A 19,529-nucleotide genomic window follows, 5' to 3' on the forward strand; every position below is an offset into this window, starting at 1 on the left:
CTATCTGGCTTCATCAACCTGCTTCTCGGTGAGAGCAGAGTAACAGGTCTCCATCGCATCCACTACCGAACAGACGATGAAAACACGCTATTTTTCTTTGGTCGGCTGTATATGAATTTCTCAGAAACGATACTAGAATCGTCAGCGACTGCGGTTCGAGTTGAGACGGTCTTACGTGTTCACGGCTATCTCGCCGTATCCGTCCTGAGACTCGATTGTCGTTCCGTACGGTTCCGAGAGCTCAGTTATCGACTCGAGAATTTGCTCCGCGGTGTCATCATCGGCTAACACTGGCCGGCCGCGGCGCGGGCGTGGTTCTTCATAGCCGAGATCGAGCGGATACAGGCGAATAGTCTCTAGTTGACCGTTCTCATATTCACAGATCGGAAGCACGGTCTCCCAGAACGACCGCTTTGAGAGGAATCCGATTCGCTTCTCATCTGCGTCTTGAATTCGCTCGTCGAATAGGTCGGCAGGGAGCGACTCCGCGGGGTCAAGGTCATACCGGCCGTAGATTTCAGCAGGAAGTCGCGTCACCGTTTCGTTCTGCATGAAGAAATTGCCAAGGCTGTAGAATATCGGCGCATCGTCGTAGATTTCGATGCCACGGAGCACGTGTGGCCCATGCCCAATGAACGCATCTGCACCACCGTCGATACAGTCGTGTGCAAATGTCTCGAGAAACTCGGGGACAGAGTCATCATTGAAGAAGGCATCCGTTCCCTCGTGAGCGTGGAGGCTAATGATGACCCAATCTGCCTGTTTACGTGCAGCAGCGATTTGGCGGTGAATCGCCTCCGCATCGTCTTCGTTCACCTCGCGATGGATCGCAAATTCGTCACTGACTTCAAAATCGATGTCCGTTTCCCCGCCAACATTCATGAGTGTGAATCCATCGGTGTCCTCGCCAGGAACAGGGAAGCCAAGGCGTTCTCTGCGTTCTTTGGCGGCCTCTAATCCAAGTTTTTGACTGAGGTTTCTAAGAGACTCAGAGACAGTCTCTGGGATCGTATATCGCGTTTCCAATCGAAGCGGCGACAACCCTGGCCGTCCCTGCATATCTGATCGTTGCTCTCCGGCGATACTCCCTGGGGTGATCGTGGTACAGGCAGCAACTAACGCGACTCGACCCGCTGGAGTATCAATGTACGTGGGTGCTCGGGCGGCAGCGAGGTTTCGCCCGAGACCGGCGTAGGCGAGGTTCCGATTCTCGAGTGTATCCATTGTAGCCACCATCCCTCCGTGTGAGAAATCACCCGCATGGTTAGTCGCAGCCGCAAAGAGATTGAAGCCAGCCCACTTGAGTTCGTCGGCAATCCACGGTGGGGCACGCATGTATGTTCCGCCACTCTGAGCCGCGGGATACCCCTCCTCGTAATCGTGAAGCAGTACTTCGAGATTTGCAAACGATACATCTGCGTCTTGAATCTCATCGACTAGCGCTCGGAATTGAGGATCCTCGTACATGGAGAATTTCCGCGTAACGAGTGCGTCTCCAACAGGCGCGAGCGTGAGATTCTGGCCTTCAGTTCCGTATATAGGGTTCATCAATCGAGTTTTCGATAGTGGTTCTCGGGATTTCGCTCTCGAATCACTGCTGGGAATACGTCGTGGAGAGGCGTTTGAGCGTCTCGATGACGGCGTCAACACCGATTTCGAGTGCATCTTCATCGATATCGAATCGCGATGTGTGATGGCCAGATGGATTGCTGGCACCAATACCGACGTACGTCGCCTGTCCACCCTCTGCTTGAACACGCTTGATCAGGTACGAGGCATCTTCGCTTGCGCCGATCGGTTCGCGTTCAACGACGTTCGTCACGGCGTCAAGGGATTGAGCTGCATCAGCAACTGCCGTCACAAGCTCGGTATCGGCTTCGAAGGTCGTCGTCTTGCCGTAGAGATCAGTATCGTACTCGACGGCATGCATTCCAGCAGCGTGTTCTAACACCCGGTTCGCAGCGTCGAGCATGTATTCATTCAAGTTAGCCGCTTCACCGCGGACTTCGACTCGCATCTGGGCATGGCCGGCGATCACGTTCTGCGCATTCGGTGAGTGCACTTGTCCGACGTTAATACGGGTCGCACCCTCTTCGTGTCGGGGAATTGCGTAGAGATTTTGAATCGCCGTCGTCGCTGCTTGGAGTGCATTCCGACCTTCGTTCGGTGCCTTTCCGGCATGCGCCGATTCGCCATGGAACTCCACATCGATTTTCGCATTGGAGAGCGGCCGCTCATAGCCCGCGATTATCTTCCCCGTTTCGTTGTCCAAACCGAGATGGAGCGCGGCGAAGTGATCAATATCAGTGAGGTGTGCCGTTTTACTCATCGGAAGCCCACCGCGCCCGCCCTCCTCAGCCGGTTGGAAGAAGAGTTTGACCGTCCCAGTGAAGTCGTCAGTGACATCGAGTTTGCGTGCGATGCCGACGCCGATTGTCGTGTGGCCGTCGTGCCCACATGCATGCATTTCGTTCGGGTGGCAGCTGGCGAAGCCCTCGGCTGCAGGCCGATGATCTGCGTCGCCCGATTCGGTCATCTCAAGTGCGTCCATATCAACGCGAACACCGATGACCGGGCCGCTTCCCTCATGGAACGTCTTCTCAGCGATGAGGCCAGTGACCGAACCCATTTGGTCGAGGTATGTCTTGGGTGCTCCCTCATCTCGGGCTCGATCGCGAGCCCGCTCAATTTCATCGTCATTCGGCACACCAAGGCGCTCCTCAGCGTCGAGTGCACTAGCACCGAGATGCACGGTATATCCTCTCTCATCGAGTTCTTCAGCGATGAGTGACGTAGTGCGAAACTCCTTCCAGCCCGCTTCAGGATACTTGTGGAGGTCGCGTCGTAGCTCTGGTAACGAAAGTTCACTTATTGTGGCCATAGAGAGCATGTACCGATTGTCACCAATAAACACTCGCCAACAGGTAACATACGAGGGCAGCTCTCAGTAATCACCATCGGGTTTTTGATTGCTTGCAGAAGTACTTTCGTTTATGAACGCCTCACACAACGTCTCGCCGGTCGCATGGATGGCAAAACCATATCCAGAAATTGTCGAAACCGCTGCAGAGGACGGATCAGTACTGATTGTTCCTGTTGGGAGTCTCGAACAACACGGTTACCATCTCCCGGTTTCGACAGATACACTCCTCGTCGAAGCCGTTGCCCATGCTGGCTCTGAACACGTCCAAGAATCGCTCCCCGTCCTCGTCACGCCGACCATCTGGTCCGGCCGTTCGCCACATCATCTTCCTTTTGGCGGCACGGTGTCACTGGACACGACGACCTTGCTCGATGTACTCTCAGAAGTCGCGGAGACGGCGTTTGAGAACGATTTCGACGCGTTGCTGTTTCTGAATGGCCATGGCGGAAATATGTCGGTGATAGCTGATGCAGTGAGTGGAGTCGGTGACGACCATCCTGATCGTGAGGTTCTCGGTCTGACGTACTTTCACCTCGCCAACGAGATTGTCGCGGAGGTACGCGAGAGCGACGTCGGCGGTATTTCACATGGAGGTGAGTTCGAAACGTCCCTCATGCTCCACCTTCACCCAGACCTCGTCAACGAAGACCGGGTCGAGGGCACTCGCCGCGATGAACCCTACAAACATGGCCGCCAAGACCTCTTTGCCGACGGTCCCCTTTCTGTGTATAGGACGTTCGACGAGTACAGTCCCTCGGGAGCCATCGGCGCACCGGAACTCGCGTCGGCGGACAAAGGCCGACAGTTCTTCGAGTGTTTAGAAACGGAACTCGGGGAACTCCTCTGTGAGATCTACGCGCAAAACGATAGGACCGCGTAGCGACTAGTTAGTCGTCCGCGACGGTTCCTGGCTCACCGCTCTGTTCGTCCATTGCGTTGCGAGTTCGCTTTTCCAGCGACTCGAGGTTGTGCTTGCGGGCCGTCTCTAATACCTTCTCGTACTCCGGCTCCTGCGCAAATGAGATAGCGAAGAAGAGGATGATCGAAAGCGGAAGCCCAATGAAGACTGGGTGGAGACCCATGAACTCGGCGGTATCGGCGAAATATCCAGCCCACCACCAAGCGACGGTCATCCCCGCACCGACGACGAGGCTCCAGAAGGCGGCATCTGACGTTCCGCGCGGCCAGTAGAAAACGGCCAACCACGGAACCAGCACACCGCCAGTCAGGGCAACGGCCCCAAAGACAATCAGGTCAATAATTCCCGGCACGACCAGTGCGAGGCCGAGCGAGAACACCATGAGGCCGATGACCGTAATTCGGGAAATCGTCTGCTGTTGTTCGTTACTTGCGTTGGGATTTAGGTACCGAAGGTAAATGTCGTCGACAATGTTGGACGAACCGGACAGGAGGAAACTGTCACCACTGCTCATCACGGCCGCTGCCAAGGCGGCGAGGATGAGACCTGCCAGCCAACTCGGGAGAATGTCCATCGCCATCTGCGGCATGATTAGCTTGGGGTTGTCGATGTTCGAATACATCACGAGCCCCATTGCGCCGATGAGAAGAGGAATCGGAATGTATGCGAAGCCGATGATCCCGTTCAGCGTCGTTCCAATGAATCCATCTCGATCACTACGAGCGGACATGATACGCTGGAGGTAGCCTTGGCGGACGAGCATTGTCGGCACGAGAGTCACGACGTACCCGGCGATCAGCGTCCATTTCATCGCAAAGAGGTCGAACGCTTGCGGTGCGACGCCCGTTACTTCTGTCGTCATGGCCGACAAGCCGCCGAATTCCGCGATACCCATGACAGTGAGTATCCAGAGACCGACAAACAGGATGATACCCTGAATGAAGTCAGTCCACATCACTGCGGACATGCCGCCCATCACAGTGTAGGCTGTAATGATGAGCGCGCCAAGGATCGCGGCCTGGGTAACGGTAATCATATCGCCGAGCAGGAAACTGATAATCGTCCCCGCTGCTAACCATTGTGCGCCAAGTGTGCTAATGAACCGGAGGAGGTAGAAGGGAACCGCAGCGATACGGGTCTTCTCATCGTACCGGTCCTCGAGCATCGAGGGGATGGTGATGTTTTTCGTGCCTGGGAGTTTGTGTCCGAGTAGGACAGCAACGACGAAGAAACTCGCAAGAGCGATTCCGTAACTCCAAAACGCAGTGATACTCTGGGAGGTGAAGGTTGATTCTGAAAGCCCGATCGTCCCACCGGCACCGATTGCCGTGGCGAAGAATGAGAGCGCGACAAGATACCACGGCGCGCCTTTACCGGCGAGGAAGTAGTCCTCCAGGTCCTTCATCCCTTTCCGGTGGAAGAAGTACCCGACCCCGAGCATTCCAATTACGTACACTAATACGATCCCTGCTATGAGTTCCCGTGCCATGTCACCTTTATCCTAGCTGGAGCGAGTAAATAAATTCGGGAACCAAACAGTGATGCTGGTAAATATTCTGCTATTACATTAATAAAGGCAATTGTTTCCGTCAGAAAATGACCAAAATAGTATCTAGTACCATGATCAGTTGGATATTTGTCTCTCGGATAACGGCACGCTATTGGGGTGTAGCAAAGACTTTTACCGTTATTACCTGAATCGCATCTATGCCCATTTCAACGATGACAGAACTGAAACCATCACTTTATGCATCAGTAGATGAGGTAGAGACACCTGCACTGTTGGTTGATCTCGACACGATGGAGGCGAACATCCAGGACTACGCCTCGTTCGCGACCGAGAATGACGTCCGACTCCGGTCGCACATTAAAACACACAAAAACGCAGAGATTGCACACCTCCAGAATGAGTACAGCGGTGGTGGCGGGATTGTCTGCCAGACACTCGGCGAGGCTGAGGTCATGGCGAAGAACGGCATCCACGATATCTACCTCTCTTACCAAGTCGTCGGACGGCCGAAACTCGAACGGCTGGTCTGGCTGGCGCAAAAACTCGACCGATTTACGACGACGGTCGACGGGCCGGGGAATATCGCGCCGCTACAGACTGTCGCCGCCGACCACTATGTGACCATCGACGTAATCCTCGAAGTCGACGTCGGTCTGCATCGAACGGGAGTTCCCCTAGGGGAATCAGCGCTCCAGATGGCACGACTCATCCAGGAGCAGTCGCACCTGAACTTCTGTGGTCTTCTTGCGTACGAGGCGCACGTCAAATCGAAGGCCGAAACACGTACAGAGTACGAACGGTACTGCACCGAAGCCATGGACCGAACGCAGGAGACAGTCGAACTCCTCGAAGCAGAGGGTATCCCCGTGGAGGAGGTGAAAGTCGGCGGGACAGCAACCTCAAAGTATAGCGGCGAACATCCTGCCGTGACCGAGATTAACCCCGGGATGTATCCGTTCATGGACGTCGGAGAGCTCGAACATCGACCGTTCGATGTCGATAAGGACGATTGTGCGGCGACCATCATCTCGACGGTGATCTCCAAACCAACAGCGGATCGGGCCGTCGTCGACGCTGGCAGCAAGACCCTCTCGATGGATAAACCACAGCTTCCCGTACCTAAGTACCGCGAGGACATAACGTACGTGAACGCATCCGAAGAGCACGGGTGGCTGGATACTAGTGACAGCGAGAAATCAGTCGATGTCGGCGACCGAATCGAGTTCATCGTCCCGCATGTGTGTGCCACAATCAATCTCCACGATACGATCGTCGGAGTTCGAGACGGCCGCGTCGAAGAACTCTGGGATGTCCAAGCTCGAGGAAAAGTAAAATAGTACGATTCGATTGGTATCACGACGCGCGACTCTCAGTTATTATTTCGTGAGCGCTGCTCCGGGACGAGCCCCGGTCACAACGGAGTCACGAACCACGAAGGAGCCGTTTACCATCACGTGATGGATTCCGGTGGGGAATTGGTGTGGAGAATTGTACGTGGCGTTTGTATCGATTGTGGCAGGATCAAAGACGACGAGATCGGCGTCCAACCCCGGCCGAAGCACACCTTTCGTCTCAAGACCCATCGCACGTGCAGGCAAGGACGTCATTTTCCGAATAGCTTCCTCAAGCGTGAGGATATTTGCTTCGCGAACATACCGACTGAGAATCTTCGGGTACGTACCGAATACACGCGGATGCGGTCGTCCACCGAATAATCCATCTGTTGCAATGTTCACCCGCTCATTGGTGAGGACTTCCCGGACATCAGATTCCGTCAGTTGATGTAACAGCATCCCGACTTCGAGTTCTTCTTTGACAAGAAGATCACAAACCACTGAAACTGGATCGGTATTGCGATCTGTAGCGATTGTTGCAATGCTCTTCCCTTCGACTGACTGATTAGCCTCGGACGCAACGTTTGTGACTTCGATGTTCTCCCACCCCGTATAGGCACCACGGTTTTCCCAGCCGTCGATCCGCCACTTGGAGATATCACGCCGAATCTTCCCTCGGGCATCGTCATCTTGTAAATATGAGAGCGTCTGCTCTGGCCCCTCAGCTTGAACCCACGGTGGTAGGACATTCGTGAGCGTCGTGCTTCCCGCCGTGTAGGGGTATTGTTCGACCGTCAGGTCGACGCCTCGCTCTCGTGCTGCTTCGAAGATGCTTTCGGCACGACGTACTTTCCCCTGCTGGTCCGGCCCGGCGAGTTTGAAGTGAGATAGATGAAGTGGAACACCAGTTTCTGCTCCGATGTCGACAAACTCATCGAGAGCCTCCCAAATTTGGCGGCGCTCGTTTCTGATATGGGCAACGAACGGCCGACCGTACGGCGCCAGTTGGGCGGCCAGTTCCCTGACTTCGCCTGTGTCCGAGTAGCGAGCGGGTGTGTAGACGAGCCCTGTCGAGAAGCCAAATGCCCCCTCTTCCAGCGCCTCTGTGACGAGGTCTGCCATCTGACCCAGGTCGTCCTCAGTCGGTGCCGTATCACTGAATCCGAGGACGTTGAATCGAACTGTTCCATGTCCTACCAACGTCGCGACGTTCGGAGCGATTCCGTGGTCGTCAATTGCTTCGAGGTACTCCCCGAGAGACTCCCACGTCCACTCTCCGTCGGGTCGACCGGCGATACCGCTTAGATGTGTCTCCCAAGCATCAGTCTCGATATCATAGAGTGGCGCCATCGAAAAGCCGTCTTGGCCCAGAACCTCCGTGGTGATCCCCTGTCGAATTTTCGGGGCAAGCGTCGGGTCCGAAAATAGTTGGAGATCAGAGTGGGAATGAGTATCGATAAACCCGGGACAAACAGCCATCCCTTCCGCATCGATTTCAGTATCAGCGTCGATTTGCGATATTTTTCCCCGATGTATTTCCTCAATCTTCCCGCGATTGATAGCGATTGCACCCCTGAACCAAGGCGCACCGGTTCCATCGATGATTCGTGCGTCCTTGATAACTGTCTCAGCCCTCATATCCCCCATCATGGGGCGATATAAAATAAAGCCTCTATTTTACTCGTGAATTATCCCTGTAAACATCATCCAATTTCCATCTATTGACTACGACTTTAGCGCATATCGGTACTCACTATCGTGACTGCACCAATTGGCTCACGCTCTGAACTTCACACGATGAGTAACCCTGGTTCAGCGTGAGCTGGACAGTGACTGGAATACTTTGAAGGGTATCTCGGCGTAACTTTCTTCGGTGGCTACTGTTCGTGGGTATCCCTGCGCTTCTCATTCTGGTTTTTGTCGTCTTCACGTTTAGCGTCTTAAGTGGTTCTCGCGATAACGGAAAATCTTCACAGACTGCTGCTTTCTGCTTGAGTCTTTACCATCGCTCCTGCCCCGGATATAGAGCACATGTCTGGTTAATAGCTCAAATACTAACGTATGCGCCATTCAAAGTCGATGCTGACTATCGGTTCTCTTCTACTGGACGATCGAGACGAGCTGAATACCTCATCCCCCGATAACCGCCCAGTCCACGCCTACCAGCCACCCAATAACACGTCATCGCTCACAAACTCTCGCACCCTGTGAACAGTCGACCACTGGGAAGATGTGCACGGTAACGAAACACCACTAGACAGTATCGCGGATGAGTTTGGAACCGAGATTGTAGGAGGTCTCAGAGGCAGAGCGGCAACATAGTCACCACTCTCGTGGAACCAACTTCAAGGCGCGGGGGAAGACGCTATCGAAATTCGTCAGCAGACACGACAGATACTGCCCGAGGAACGATCGAACCTCGAAGCCCTGTTCGCATCGACATTTCATGGCACGCCACGTACGAGTGAAATAGTTCTATTCCAGTACGCAGGATGCCATGTCGTTGTCACAGCAAATCTAACAGTTGAGGTAGAGCCACTCGATACACCAAACACTGATTGACAGCGTCCCCCGCCTATCGCTGTTCGTGCTCCCGACAAGGTTTGGAAGATCCCGCTCTATTGAGTGAGAGACTCCGTGCGCCCGTGAGTGGATAGCCATAGAAGTTCAAAGAATACTCCTCTGAGATACTGTCTAATATCCTCTTGATCGACTTCCTCCTGTGTGAACTCGTGCCATCTCGACTGCGGTAGATTATCTCCGATTCGGTGATTTGGAGGATTCTGAGGCACTGTAGGAGAGGTCGGTGTCACACCGTGAGACATTCAAGCGATTCTTGTGAAATTTTTCTCAGGATATATAACTGATGACATTGAAAGGGGGGTATGCTACGTGAGAACAGCATCCAAGGAGAACACGTTCCAGCAGGGAAATTCCCACCGACTGAAACACAAGCAGATCTCTTCTATGCACTCCCCGAACTCCACTATCCGAAATCTCTCAACGCAGCCGTCGAACTCGTCGATCGGCACGTAGAGGCAGGCAAGGGAGACGATGTCGCTATCTACTTCGAGGATGAACCGATAACATACCGCGACCTCCAAACGCGAGTCAACCGACTCGGAAACGCGCTTCAAGATCTCGGCGTCGAACCTGGCGAGCGAGTTTTCGTCCGCTTCGCGAATCGGCCAGAATACGCAGTTTCGTGCCTCGCGGTTCAGAAAATCGGCGCTATTCCCGTCCCGTCGATGAAACTCCTGCAGACGAAAGAGTGCACCTACGTCATCGAAGACTCCGGTGCGACGGTCGCCCTCGTGCATGATGGACTATTGGAACCGGTCGAAGCCGCAAACGAAACGTGTGATTCCCTTCAAACGATCATCGTCGCCGACCGTGAAGGCATCGCACACGACTACCACGATTACGACGACCTTTGTTCAGCAGCCGCGCCGAAACTGAACGCAGCGGAAACCCACCGCGACGACCTCTCGATGCTCGCATACACGAGTGGGACGACGGGCCGACCCAAGGGCACGATTCATACGCATCGGCAGATGCTTGCGATCGTAGACGGCTATGCACGGTACTGTCTCCAACCGACCATGGACGACGTCTTCTCTGGCAATCCACCCATCGCATTCACGTTCGGGTATGGCGTTCTCGTTGCATTTCCACTCCGATTCGGGGCGAGCACCGTCATCATCGAGAACGCAGAGCCGTTGGATCTCATCAAGACGATCGACGAATACGGTGTCACGGTACTTGGATCGATACCGACTGCCTACAATCAGATGCTCAACGAACACGCCGACCAGATCGAGGCGGCCGACCTCTCATCACTCCGTCTCGGCATTAGCGCAGGTGAACCCCTCTCGCCGTCCACGTTCGAGCGCGTGAAATCGTCGTTCGGTATCGAACTGCTCGACGGTCTCGGGTCGACCGAGATGCTCCACATCTTCGTCAGCCACCGAATCGGTGACGATATCGATCCGTCGGTGACGGGCTACCCCGTTCCGGGCTATGAATGTAAGGTCATCGACCCAGATACGGGTGCGGAACTCGACTACGGCGAAGCTGGACTGCTCGCCGTCCGCGGTTCAACGGGAGTCACCTACTGGGGGCGGCCAGAGAAACAAGAGCTGGCCGTACACGGTGGATGGAGCCTTCCTGGAGATGTCTTCGTTCGGACTGAGGACGACCGGTTCGAATACAAGTCACGCCGTGACGACCTCATTATCTCCAGCGGGTACAATATACCGGGCCCGGAGGTCGAGTCGGTGCTTCAAGAACGGGATGAAGTCTACGAAACTGCTGTCGTCGGAAGTCCCGACGAAGAGCGCGGAACGGTTGTTAAAGCGTTCGTCGTCCTCATCGACGGGGTCGAACCCGACGAGAAAGTCACGTCGATGCTACAGGATCACGTCAAAAGCCAGATTGCTCCCTACAAGTATCCACGCCGAATTGAATTCGTCTCAGAGCTTCCGAAAACGGAGACAGGGAAGATACGGCGCAATCTTCTTCGGGAACGTGAGCAAGAGAGTGGCACCGCCAATACTCCCTGATGTATTTGCTAAACGGTACCATTCACCGATAGTTATAGGGTGTTGCTACCAGTCGAATAACACATAATATGCAAGTAGGAATCGGCCTACCGAACACACTGAAAGGAGTCGACAGAGAGCTGATATTGTCGTGGGCAGAGTGGGCAGACGATGGTCCGTTCACAAGCCTTGGGGTATTCGATCGATTGCGCTATCACGGCCTTGATCCGATGGCAACGCTTACTGCATGTGCGGCAGTCACCGACGAAATCGAGTTAGCAACGTCGATCATCGCCGGACCGCTTCGGCGGAATGCGTCGCTCGCAAAGACGGCCGCAACGCTTGATGTCCTCTCGAACGGCCGACTCACGCTCGGTATGGCCCTCGGTGCGCGGAAAGGAGACTACGACGCTGTCAGTGTCGAATTCGAAAAACGCGGTCGCCTTTTCGACCAACAATTAGCGGAACTTCGTGATTATTGGGAAGGCGACGATATCGGCCCCGACCCCATACAGGACGGAGGGCCGACGATTCTCGTGGGCGGCGATAGCGATCACACGTACCGCCGAGTTGGACGGTTTGCGGACGGTTACATCCACGGTGGGGGCCCGCCACGCGCCTTCGCTCGGCAGGCAGAACGTGCACAAGCGGCGTGGGCTGAATGCGAACGCCCGGGCGGCCCCGAAATCTGGGGCCACGGGTACTACGCGCTCGGTTGTGACGAAGCAGCCGAGAAGGGACGCGATTACCTGCTGAACTACTACGAGTTCACCGGGCCGTTCGCCGAACGGATCGCCGAGAGTCTTCTCACGACGCCTCAGGAGGTCACGCAGTTCGTCCGAAGCTACGAAGACAAAGGATGTGACGAACTTATACTGTTCCCGACCGTCGCCGACCCTGAACAGTTCGATCTGCTGGCCGATACCCTCGGCACAAAGTGGAACGGGAGTGAGAATGCGTGAACGTGGACATACTCGGGGGCGGCCCAGGGGGATTGTACGTCTCCCTGTTGCTCAAGAAGTCTTTCCCAGAGTGGGAGGTGACCGTCTACGAACGCGACCCCGCGGACAACACGTACGGGTGGGGGGTCGTCTTCTCGGACGCCACCCTCTCGTCACTCCGTGAGGCAGACCGACTCAGTCACGAACGGATCACTGATGCGTTCGTTCGCTGGGATCCGATTGATATCTACTACGACGGAGAGTACTTCCGATGCAGCGGACACTCCTTCGCCGGCATTATGCGCTCAGATCTCCTGTCGGTTCTCCAGACCCGTGCAGTCGAACTTGGTGTCGAATTACGCCATGGTGAGCCGATCAACGATCCGGAGCAGCTTCGAGCGGAGTCCGACATCCTCATCGGCGCAGATGGTCTGAACAGCACCGTCAGAGAGACATACGACCAGGCGTTCCGGCCGAACAACAATGCGGGCAACGCCAAGTTCGCGTGGTTCGGAACCGTGAAGCCGTTCGACGTGTTCACATTCATTTTCCGAGAGAACGAACACGGGCTCTGGCGTATTCACGCCTACCCAGGGCGGAAGAGTACGTTCATCGTCGAATGCACCGAGGAAACGTGGGCGGCCGCCGGAATGGACGAAGCATCCGAGGAAGAGGCGCTCGGATATTTCGAGGAGCTCTTTGCAGATCACTTGGGAGACTACAAGCTCGAGTCCAAGCTCTACGCCTGGCGGAACTTCCCGACCGTGCGAAACGCAACGTGGTCGCACGAGAACGTCGTTCTGATCGGCGACGCGGCCCATACCGCACACTTCTCCATCGGGTCGGGAACGAAGATGGCGATGGAAGATTCGATCGCCCTCCAAGAGGCCTTCGAGGAACACGGTCGGGATATTCGGGCGGCATTCAACTGGTACGAGAAAGAGCGCCGTCCGCGTGTCCAAGGGCTCCAAGAGGCCGCCGAGCGAAGTGAGAACTACTTCGAGAACGTCGAGCGCTATCAGAATCTCCGCCCACGTCGGTTCGCGTTTAACCTCCTGACGCGGAGTGGACGAATCACGTACGATAACCTCCGCGTCCGCGATCCGTCGTTCGTCGATCGCTTCGACCAATGGTTTACTGCAGCTGAGGGTGAGGAAGCGACGGCAGTAGCGACGCCGCCGCTGTTCAAACACCTCTCGTTGCGAGACGTGCGGATACCAAACCGCACGGTCATGACGCTCCCACCCACAGAGACGGCAACCGACGGCCAGCCCGCGGACTCGTATCTTGACCAGTTAGTGATACGGGGCGAACAGGGACCCGGTATGCTGCTGACCGACCCACTCGCGGTCACACCCAACGGACGGATAACAACTGGCACGCCCGGACTCTACGCCGACGACCACACCGACGCCCTCGGCGATGCGATTGCTCGAGTCCGCGACGCTTTGGCGGCGGAACCCATCGTCGGTGCCCACCTATTCCACGCCGGTCGACGTGGCGCGACCAAATCCCGCGACCGCGGCCTCGACCGTCCGCTTCCGGAACACGAACGGTGGGAACTGTTGGCACCCTCGGCGAAACCATTCGGGCCTGCAAGTCCGACACCGACCGCCATGGACACCGACGACCTTGATCGGGTTCGTGAAGCGTTCGTCACTGCAGCGGAGCGTGCTGAGAGGGCTGGATTCGATCATCTGCAACTCAACGCGGGGCATGGCTATCTCCTGTCGAGTTTCCTCTCACCGCTCTCGAACGACCGTGACGATGAGTATGGCGGGTCGCTAGAGGAGCGGATGCGCTACCCGCTCCAGGTGTTTGACGCCGTTCGTGACGCGTGGCCGGAGGAGAAATCCCTCGGAGTGACCCTCCAAGCGACCGATTGGAATCTAAACGGCCTCAAAACGCACGAGGCATACGCGGTGGCTCGATCGCTCAAGGAACGCGACTGTGACCTCCTTGCGATCGTGGCTGGGCAAGCCTCCGTTCGGGAACGCCCGCAGTTCGACACCGATACACTGGGCCGGTTTAGCGAACAGTTTCGTAACGAGGTCGAGATGCCAACACTCTCGACAAATTACCTCACGACGTACGACGAGGTGAACACGATGGTCGGTGGAGGCCGGGCGGATTTGGTGTTGTTCCATCCGAATACTCCCGCATCCAGCTAGTGAACTAGCCCTTCAACTCGCTTCGCTTGTTCGTGGAGGACGGAACCGTCGTACTTAGTAGAGGAATGCACAATCGGAGGTGCCAGACAAGAAGTCGTTTTCCCGGATGAGTCGAGAACGTTCTCCGTGTAGTAGTATTGCTGTCCTCGCGTGGCCGAAAGATTTCATCGTGAGGACAGCTCTTAAGATAGCTGCGCCAGTTGTTCTCACACATGAAACGGCAAATCGTCTCGCCGCCGGAGTTGGCCGAGCCCCGTGGATTCAATCACGGTGTGCTGGTCGAGGGCGGGAAGACACTCTATCTCGCGGGCCAGGACGCGACGGGAGCAGACGGAAACATCGTCGCCCCAGATGACCTTGTCCGCCAGTTCGAACAGGTGCTCGAAAACCTCGCGACGGTCGTCGAGCAAGCTGGCGGTGCGAGTGAAAATATCGTGAAACTCAATATCTTCGTCGCAGACCGTGAGCAGTATCGTTCAAACCTCGAGCCGCTGGGCGAGGTGTTCGGCCGATATTTCGAGGAGTATCCGGCGCTCGCACTCTTCGAGGTGAGCGGCTTCTTCAAAGAAGAGACATTAGTCGAGTTGGAAGGGTTCGCCGTCATCGACGAGAAGGGAACGAACGATGCTCGGTGAATTTGCCGTCACCGCTGACCACGAGACGCACCGTGAGACGGTACGCGAGTTCTGCGAGGAGGAGATACTACCGCATATCGAAGAGTACGAAGAGCGCGGGGAGTTCCCTGCGGAACTCATCCGACGGGTCGGCGAAGCGGGGTTGACGGGCGTTCCCTTCTCGACAGAGGTAGACGGGGGCGGGCTCGACTACCGCTCATTCGCAGTCACGGTTGAGGAACTCTCGCGAGCATGGAAATGCGTCGCGGGTGCCGTCAACATCGCCTGCGGACTGGTGGGCTACCCGATCGCCGAGTTTGGCACCGACAGCCACCGTGAGGAGTGGCTCGCACCGATCTGTCGGGGAGAATCCATTCCTGCGCTGTCGATGACCGAACCCGACGCAGGGAGTGATGCCGCCGCGATGGAAACCACTGCTCAACGTGAGGGTGACGAATGGGTTATTGACGGCCACAAGGTGTGGACGACCAACGGTGAAGCCGCAGACTTCCTCCTCATCGTCGCGCGTACGGGTGACGAGGGCCACGGGGGATTGAGCCTGATCGGCATCCCCAATCCCGGCGACCGTGACGGAGTGGAGTTCGTCCGGAACATTCCCTGCATGGAAGGTGACACCGCTATCGAAAGCGAGATTCGATTCGACGATGTCCGTGTTCCTGTCGAGAATCTCGTCGGCGAGGAAGGACGCGGGTTCCGCTACGTCATGGAAGCGCTCGATATCGGCCGAATCGGCACCGCCGCCCAGGGTGTCGGTCTCGCGCAGGGATCGCTCGATGCGGCGAAGGCGTTCGCCGACGAGCGAGAGCAATTCGGCCAGCCTATCCGCGAATTCCAAGGAATCGGATTCAAACTCGCAGATATGGCCACGCGAACACAAGCGGCACGGCTGCTGACCATGTACGCCGCCGGAAACCGTGACCGGGGGGAACGCGTGACGCAGGACGCAGCGATGGCCAAGACCTTCGCTACGGACGCGGCAATGGACATCGCAACGGAGGCAGTGCAAGTACTGGGATCACGGGGATACTCGCAGGACTACCCCGTCGAGCGGTACATGCGCGAGGCGAAGGGCACGCAGATCTACGACGGGACGAACGAGGTGAACCGACTCGTTGTAAGCAAGCGATTATACGAATGAACCAGAATTCGACGCAACGCTATTTCGAAGATCTCGCCGTGGGTGAGACGTTCAATCTCGGGGCAGAAACGGTCACCGAAGCGGAGATCATCTCCTTCGCCGAGCAATACGACCCGCAACCGATTCACACCGACCCCGAGGCAGCTGCCGAGTCGATGTTCGGCACGCTCGTCGCCAGTGGCTGGCACACGGCGGCGATCAGTATGCGGCGATTCGTGGATGGCATCGTCGAAAAGGCAGGAATCGCCATCATCGCAGGCGTCGAGGTCGAGAACCTCCAGTGGAGGCGTCCCATCAAACCCGGCGATGTTCTCAATGCCGATGCGGAAATCGTCGGTCTTGAAGAGTGGAACGAAGAGCGGGGTACCGTTCAATTCGAACTCGAGATGCGAACGGACGACGGTGACCCCGTACTGCAGCTGACCAAGCGGGTGTTGGTCGCGCGGAAGTGAGAGATGACGGCCTGCGAACCGACATCACCTTGATTATCCACGCCATCTCATTTCGAAGCGATGACCGATCTGACACCGGATTTCTCGGGGCAGATGGCCGTCGTGACCGGCGGCACTCGTGGAATTGGACGCGCGATAACTGAAGCGTTCGCAGAAACTGGTGCCGATGTCGTGCCGACCTCTCGCACCGAAGACGACGTCGTTGAGGCCGTCGAGGCTGTCCAAGAGCGGGGGTGTGAGTCACTCGTCGTCCCCACCGACGTAAGCGACCAGGAGGCAGTCGAGAAGCTCTTCGCACAGGTCAAAAACGAGTTCGGGCGCATCGACATCGTCGTCAACAATGCGGGAATCAATCCCCGAGGCGCACTCGGTCGCCCCGAGACAATCGACGTCGACGAGTTCGACCGGACGGTCGACGTGAATCTCCGCGGTGCATTTGCCTGCGCCAGGGAAGCAGGTGCAGCGTTACAAAAGTCGGGTGGTTCGCTCATCAACATCGCCAGTGTCGGCGGCGTTGTCGGTATCCCGCGCCAGCATCCTTACGTCGCATCGAAACACGGGCTTGTCGGCCTGACCAAGAGTCTCGCGCTCGATTGGGCGCCAGACGTTCGCGTGAACGCTGTCGCTCCCGGCTATGTGACCACCGACCTGACGGACGGTATCCGTGAGAACGAGGATCTCTACCAACGTCTGCTCGACCAAACGCCGATGAAACGCTTCGCCGACCCCGACGAAGTCGCCGCACCTGTGGTGTTTCTCGCTAGTGAGATGGCATCCTACGTAACCGGTGAGTGTCTGGTCGTGGACGGTGGGTGGATCGCCGAGTGACGTGCACGTCAAGCACAGGCCTCGCCTTCAACGAAAGAGGAGGCCTGTGAGGGGGATTCTGAGGGTAGCTTTTTTCGAGTAGGACGTGAGAATTATATCATGGATGACGTCAACGCTGAGTTCAGCGTCGTAGACGGTATCGCTCGCATCGAGATTCAGCGCGAAGCAAAGCTGAACGCAGTCGATATGGAGACGAAGCTGGTGATCACCGACCAACTTCGTGAGTATCGTGACCGGGATGACGTGCGAGTGGTGCTCTTTGAGAGTGCAGGCGATGCGTTCTGCGCTGGCGGCGATTTACAGGAGGTAAAAGATCGCGAGTACGCCCTCGAACCGTTCACCGAGACGTGGGAGGAATTGTTCACCGAAATGCGGACGATCCCCCAGCCGACGGTAGCGAAGATCGATGGGCATACGTACGGCGGTGGGTTCGATCTCCTCTTACACACCGATATTCCGATTGCCGCGAACGACGCGCAAATCGGCCAACCGGAGTCGGCGCTCGGTATCGTCAATCACTTCTCGCCACCAGAACTGTTGGAGCGGGTCGGCCTTCCGACGGCGATGGATATACTCATGACTGGCGAACCGATCACGGGCGCTCGCGCCGATGAAATCGGTCTCGTAGCGAGAAGCGTTCCTACCGAGGAGTTGGATGCGACGGTTCAGGCAGTTTTCGACGCGCTCAGAGCCAAAAGTCCGCGGGTGCTCAAAAAACTTAAGCAAGGTATCTATGCGAGTACGGATATGTCACCAACGGCCGCGAAAGCACACTTGGAGGCAGTCTCGTTGGAGGCGGCTCGTACCGATCCCGATTACCGGGAGGGCGTCGACGCTCAACTTGAACGACGTGACCCCGATTGGCCGGCGTAGCCAAGTGACTCACGTTCTTTTGTGACTTATTGTAGGAACGACTACAAGACAGTATGTTTATTATCTATCGTGTGGTGTGAGAGACCATGGCTAAGAAAGGCCAGCAGCATGAATTTGGATCGTACGGAGGACGATATGTTCCTGATGAGCTAGCAGACGTCCTGCAACAGTTAGCTGATGCCTACGATAGCGTGAAAGATGATACAGACTTTCAGGCCGAACTACAGCGGCTGCAGCGAGATTTCGCCGGGCGACCAACACCGTTGTATCGCGCCGATCGACTGTCGGCCGAGTACGGGGCAACAATCTATCTCAAACGCGAAGATCTGCTCCATGGCGGTGCGCACAAACTCAACAACTGCCTCGGGCAAGGACTCATGGCCAAACACGCCGGGAAGGAGCGTCTTATCGCCGAAACTGGAGCTGGTCAGCACGGAACGGCTACGTCTATCGTCGGTGCGCTCCTGGGACTCGACACGGTAATCTATCAGGGCAAGAAAGACCTTGAGCGTCAGAAGATGAACGCCTTCCGCATGGAATTGATGGGTGCAGACGTCAATGAAGTGACGCAGGGGGGACAGGGGCTTGCCGACGCTGTCGATGTCGCACTCGAAGATTTGATCGAGAACATCGATAACACGCACTATCTCGTCGGCTCTGTCGTCGGTCCAGATCCGTTCCCACGGATGGTTCGCGATTTCCAATCTGTCATCGGCAACGAGGCCCGTGAACAGATCCTCGAGAAAGAAGGGCGACTCCCTGACGCTGCAGTTGCGTGTGTCGGCGGGGGCTCTAACGCGATGGGACTATTCCATGCCTTCCGCGATGACGATGTCGAGTTTTTCGGAGCAGAGGGTGGTGGCGAAGGATCCGATTCGAAACGCCACGCTGCGCCGCTTGCTTCCGGAAAGGAAGACGTCATCCACGGGATGCGAACCCGCGTTCTCGACGATGACGTAGAAGTTCACTCCATCGCTGCGGGCCTCGACTATCCCGGCGTCGGACCCGAACACGCGATGTTCCGTGAAGTCGGCCGTTGTGAGTACCAAGCCGTCGTCGACGATGAGGCGCTTGACGCCTTTCAAGACCTCTGCCGCCTCGAGGGAATCGTGCCGGCGTTGGAGTCGAGCCACGGCGTTGCGCTCGCAAAGAAACTCGCCGCAGAACGCGATTCGGACGACGTCATCATTGTGAACCTGAGTGGCCGAGGTGACAAGGACGTCGACAAGATAGCGAACGAGTATCTCTCGAAGAGCTGAATCGA

The 19,529-nt window shown here is 56.5% G+C and carries 15 protein-coding genes; 11 read left to right on the forward strand and 4 right to left on the reverse strand.

Annotated features, from left to right (window positions below; genetic code table 11):
- Positions 1–171 precede the first annotated feature (171 nt).
- Both LIW51_RS23325 and LIW51_RS23330 read right to left on the reverse strand, forming a co-directional pair.
- Positions 172–1,548: a CapA family protein gene (locus LIW51_RS23325; protein WP_227377475.1), complete on the reverse strand. Its 1,377-nt coding sequence runs from the start codon at positions 1,546–1,548 to the stop codon at positions 172–174.
- A gap of 43 nt (positions 1,549–1,591) precedes the next feature.
- Positions 1,592–2,881 (reverse strand): amidohydrolase, encoded by a 1,290-nt coding sequence (locus tag LIW51_RS23330; RefSeq protein ID WP_227377476.1) that lies wholly within the window; start codon positions 2,879–2,881, stop codon positions 1,592–1,594.
- Between the two features lie 112 nt (positions 2,882–2,993).
- Here LIW51_RS23330 and LIW51_RS23335 point away from each other — a divergent pair, with 112 nt between their 5' ends.
- Positions 2,994–3,803: a creatininase family protein gene (locus LIW51_RS23335; RefSeq protein ID WP_227377477.1), complete on the forward strand. Its 810-nt coding sequence runs from the start codon at positions 2,994–2,996 to the stop codon at positions 3,801–3,803.
- A 7-nt stretch (positions 3,804–3,810) separates the two neighbouring features.
- On the opposite strand, the gene LIW51_RS23340 is transcribed toward LIW51_RS23335, so the two are convergent.
- A complete protein-coding gene (locus LIW51_RS23340) occupies positions 3,811–5,331 on the reverse strand; it encodes a sodium:solute symporter family protein (RefSeq protein ID WP_227377478.1) in 1,521 nt (506 codons plus the stop codon).
- A gap of 233 nt (positions 5,332–5,564) precedes the next feature.
- Here LIW51_RS23340 and LIW51_RS23345 point away from each other — a divergent pair, with 233 nt between their 5' ends.
- On the forward strand, positions 5,565–6,689 hold the full coding sequence (locus LIW51_RS23345; protein WP_227377479.1) for an alanine racemase: 1,125 nt from the start codon (positions 5,565–5,567) through the stop codon (positions 6,687–6,689).
- A 39-nt stretch (positions 6,690–6,728) separates the two neighbouring features.
- Here LIW51_RS23345 and LIW51_RS23350 read toward each other — a convergent pair whose 3' ends face one another.
- A complete protein-coding gene (locus tag LIW51_RS23350; protein WP_227377480.1) occupies positions 6,729–8,324 on the reverse strand; it encodes an N-acyl-D-amino-acid deacylase family protein in 1,596 nt (531 codons plus the stop codon).
- Between the two features lie 1,247 nt (positions 8,325–9,571).
- Here LIW51_RS23350 and LIW51_RS23360 point away from each other — a divergent pair.
- The 9 genes from LIW51_RS23360 to trpB all read left to right on the forward strand — a co-directional run bounded on the left by LIW51_RS23360 (position 9,572) and on the right by trpB (position 19,524).
- Positions 9,572–11,248, forward strand: a complete 1,677-nt coding sequence (locus tag LIW51_RS23360) for an acetate--CoA ligase (RefSeq protein WP_227377481.1) — start codon at positions 9,572–9,574, stop codon at positions 11,246–11,248.
- 68 nt (positions 11,249–11,316) lie between these two features.
- Positions 11,317–12,189, forward strand: coding sequence for an LLM class flavin-dependent oxidoreductase (locus tag LIW51_RS23365; RefSeq protein ID WP_227377482.1), 873 nt, complete (start codon positions 11,317–11,319; stop codon positions 12,187–12,189).
- A complete protein-coding gene (locus LIW51_RS23370; protein WP_227377483.1) occupies positions 12,186–14,339 on the forward strand; it encodes an oxidoreductase in 2,154 nt (717 codons plus the stop codon). The genes LIW51_RS23365 and LIW51_RS23370 overlap by 4 nt, the downstream gene beginning before the upstream one ends.
- 212 nt (positions 14,340–14,551) lie before the next feature.
- On the forward strand, positions 14,552–14,974 hold the full coding sequence (locus tag LIW51_RS23375) for a RidA family protein (protein ID WP_227377484.1): 423 nt from the start codon (positions 14,552–14,554) through the stop codon (positions 14,972–14,974).
- On the forward strand, positions 14,964–16,112 hold the full coding sequence (locus LIW51_RS23380) for an acyl-CoA dehydrogenase family protein (RefSeq protein ID WP_227377485.1): 1,149 nt from the start codon (positions 14,964–14,966) through the stop codon (positions 16,110–16,112). The genes LIW51_RS23375 and LIW51_RS23380 overlap by 11 nt, the downstream gene beginning before the upstream one ends.
- Positions 16,109–16,564 (forward strand): MaoC/PaaZ C-terminal domain-containing protein, encoded by a 456-nt coding sequence (locus tag LIW51_RS23385; protein ID WP_227377486.1) that lies wholly within the window; start codon positions 16,109–16,111, stop codon positions 16,562–16,564. Before LIW51_RS23380 ends, LIW51_RS23385 begins: the two co-directional genes overlap by 4 nt.
- A gap of 60 nt (positions 16,565–16,624) precedes the next feature.
- A complete protein-coding gene (locus tag LIW51_RS23390) occupies positions 16,625–17,392 on the forward strand; it encodes an SDR family NAD(P)-dependent oxidoreductase (RefSeq protein WP_227377487.1) in 768 nt (255 codons plus the stop codon).
- A gap of 99 nt (positions 17,393–17,491) precedes the next feature.
- Positions 17,492–18,265, forward strand: a complete 774-nt coding sequence (locus LIW51_RS23395; protein WP_227377488.1) for an enoyl-CoA hydratase/isomerase family protein — start codon at positions 17,492–17,494, stop codon at positions 18,263–18,265.
- A gap of 86 nt (positions 18,266–18,351) precedes the next feature.
- A complete protein-coding gene (gene trpB / locus LIW51_RS23400; protein ID WP_227377489.1) occupies positions 18,352–19,524 on the forward strand; it encodes a tryptophan synthase subunit beta in 1,173 nt (390 codons plus the stop codon).
- The last annotated feature ends 5 nt before the right edge of the window (positions 19,525–19,529 follow it).

This window comes from Haladaptatus halobius (genome assembly GCF_020618475.1).
Classification (GTDB): Archaea; Halobacteriota; Halobacteria; order Halobacteriales; family Haladaptataceae; genus Haladaptatus; species Haladaptatus halobius.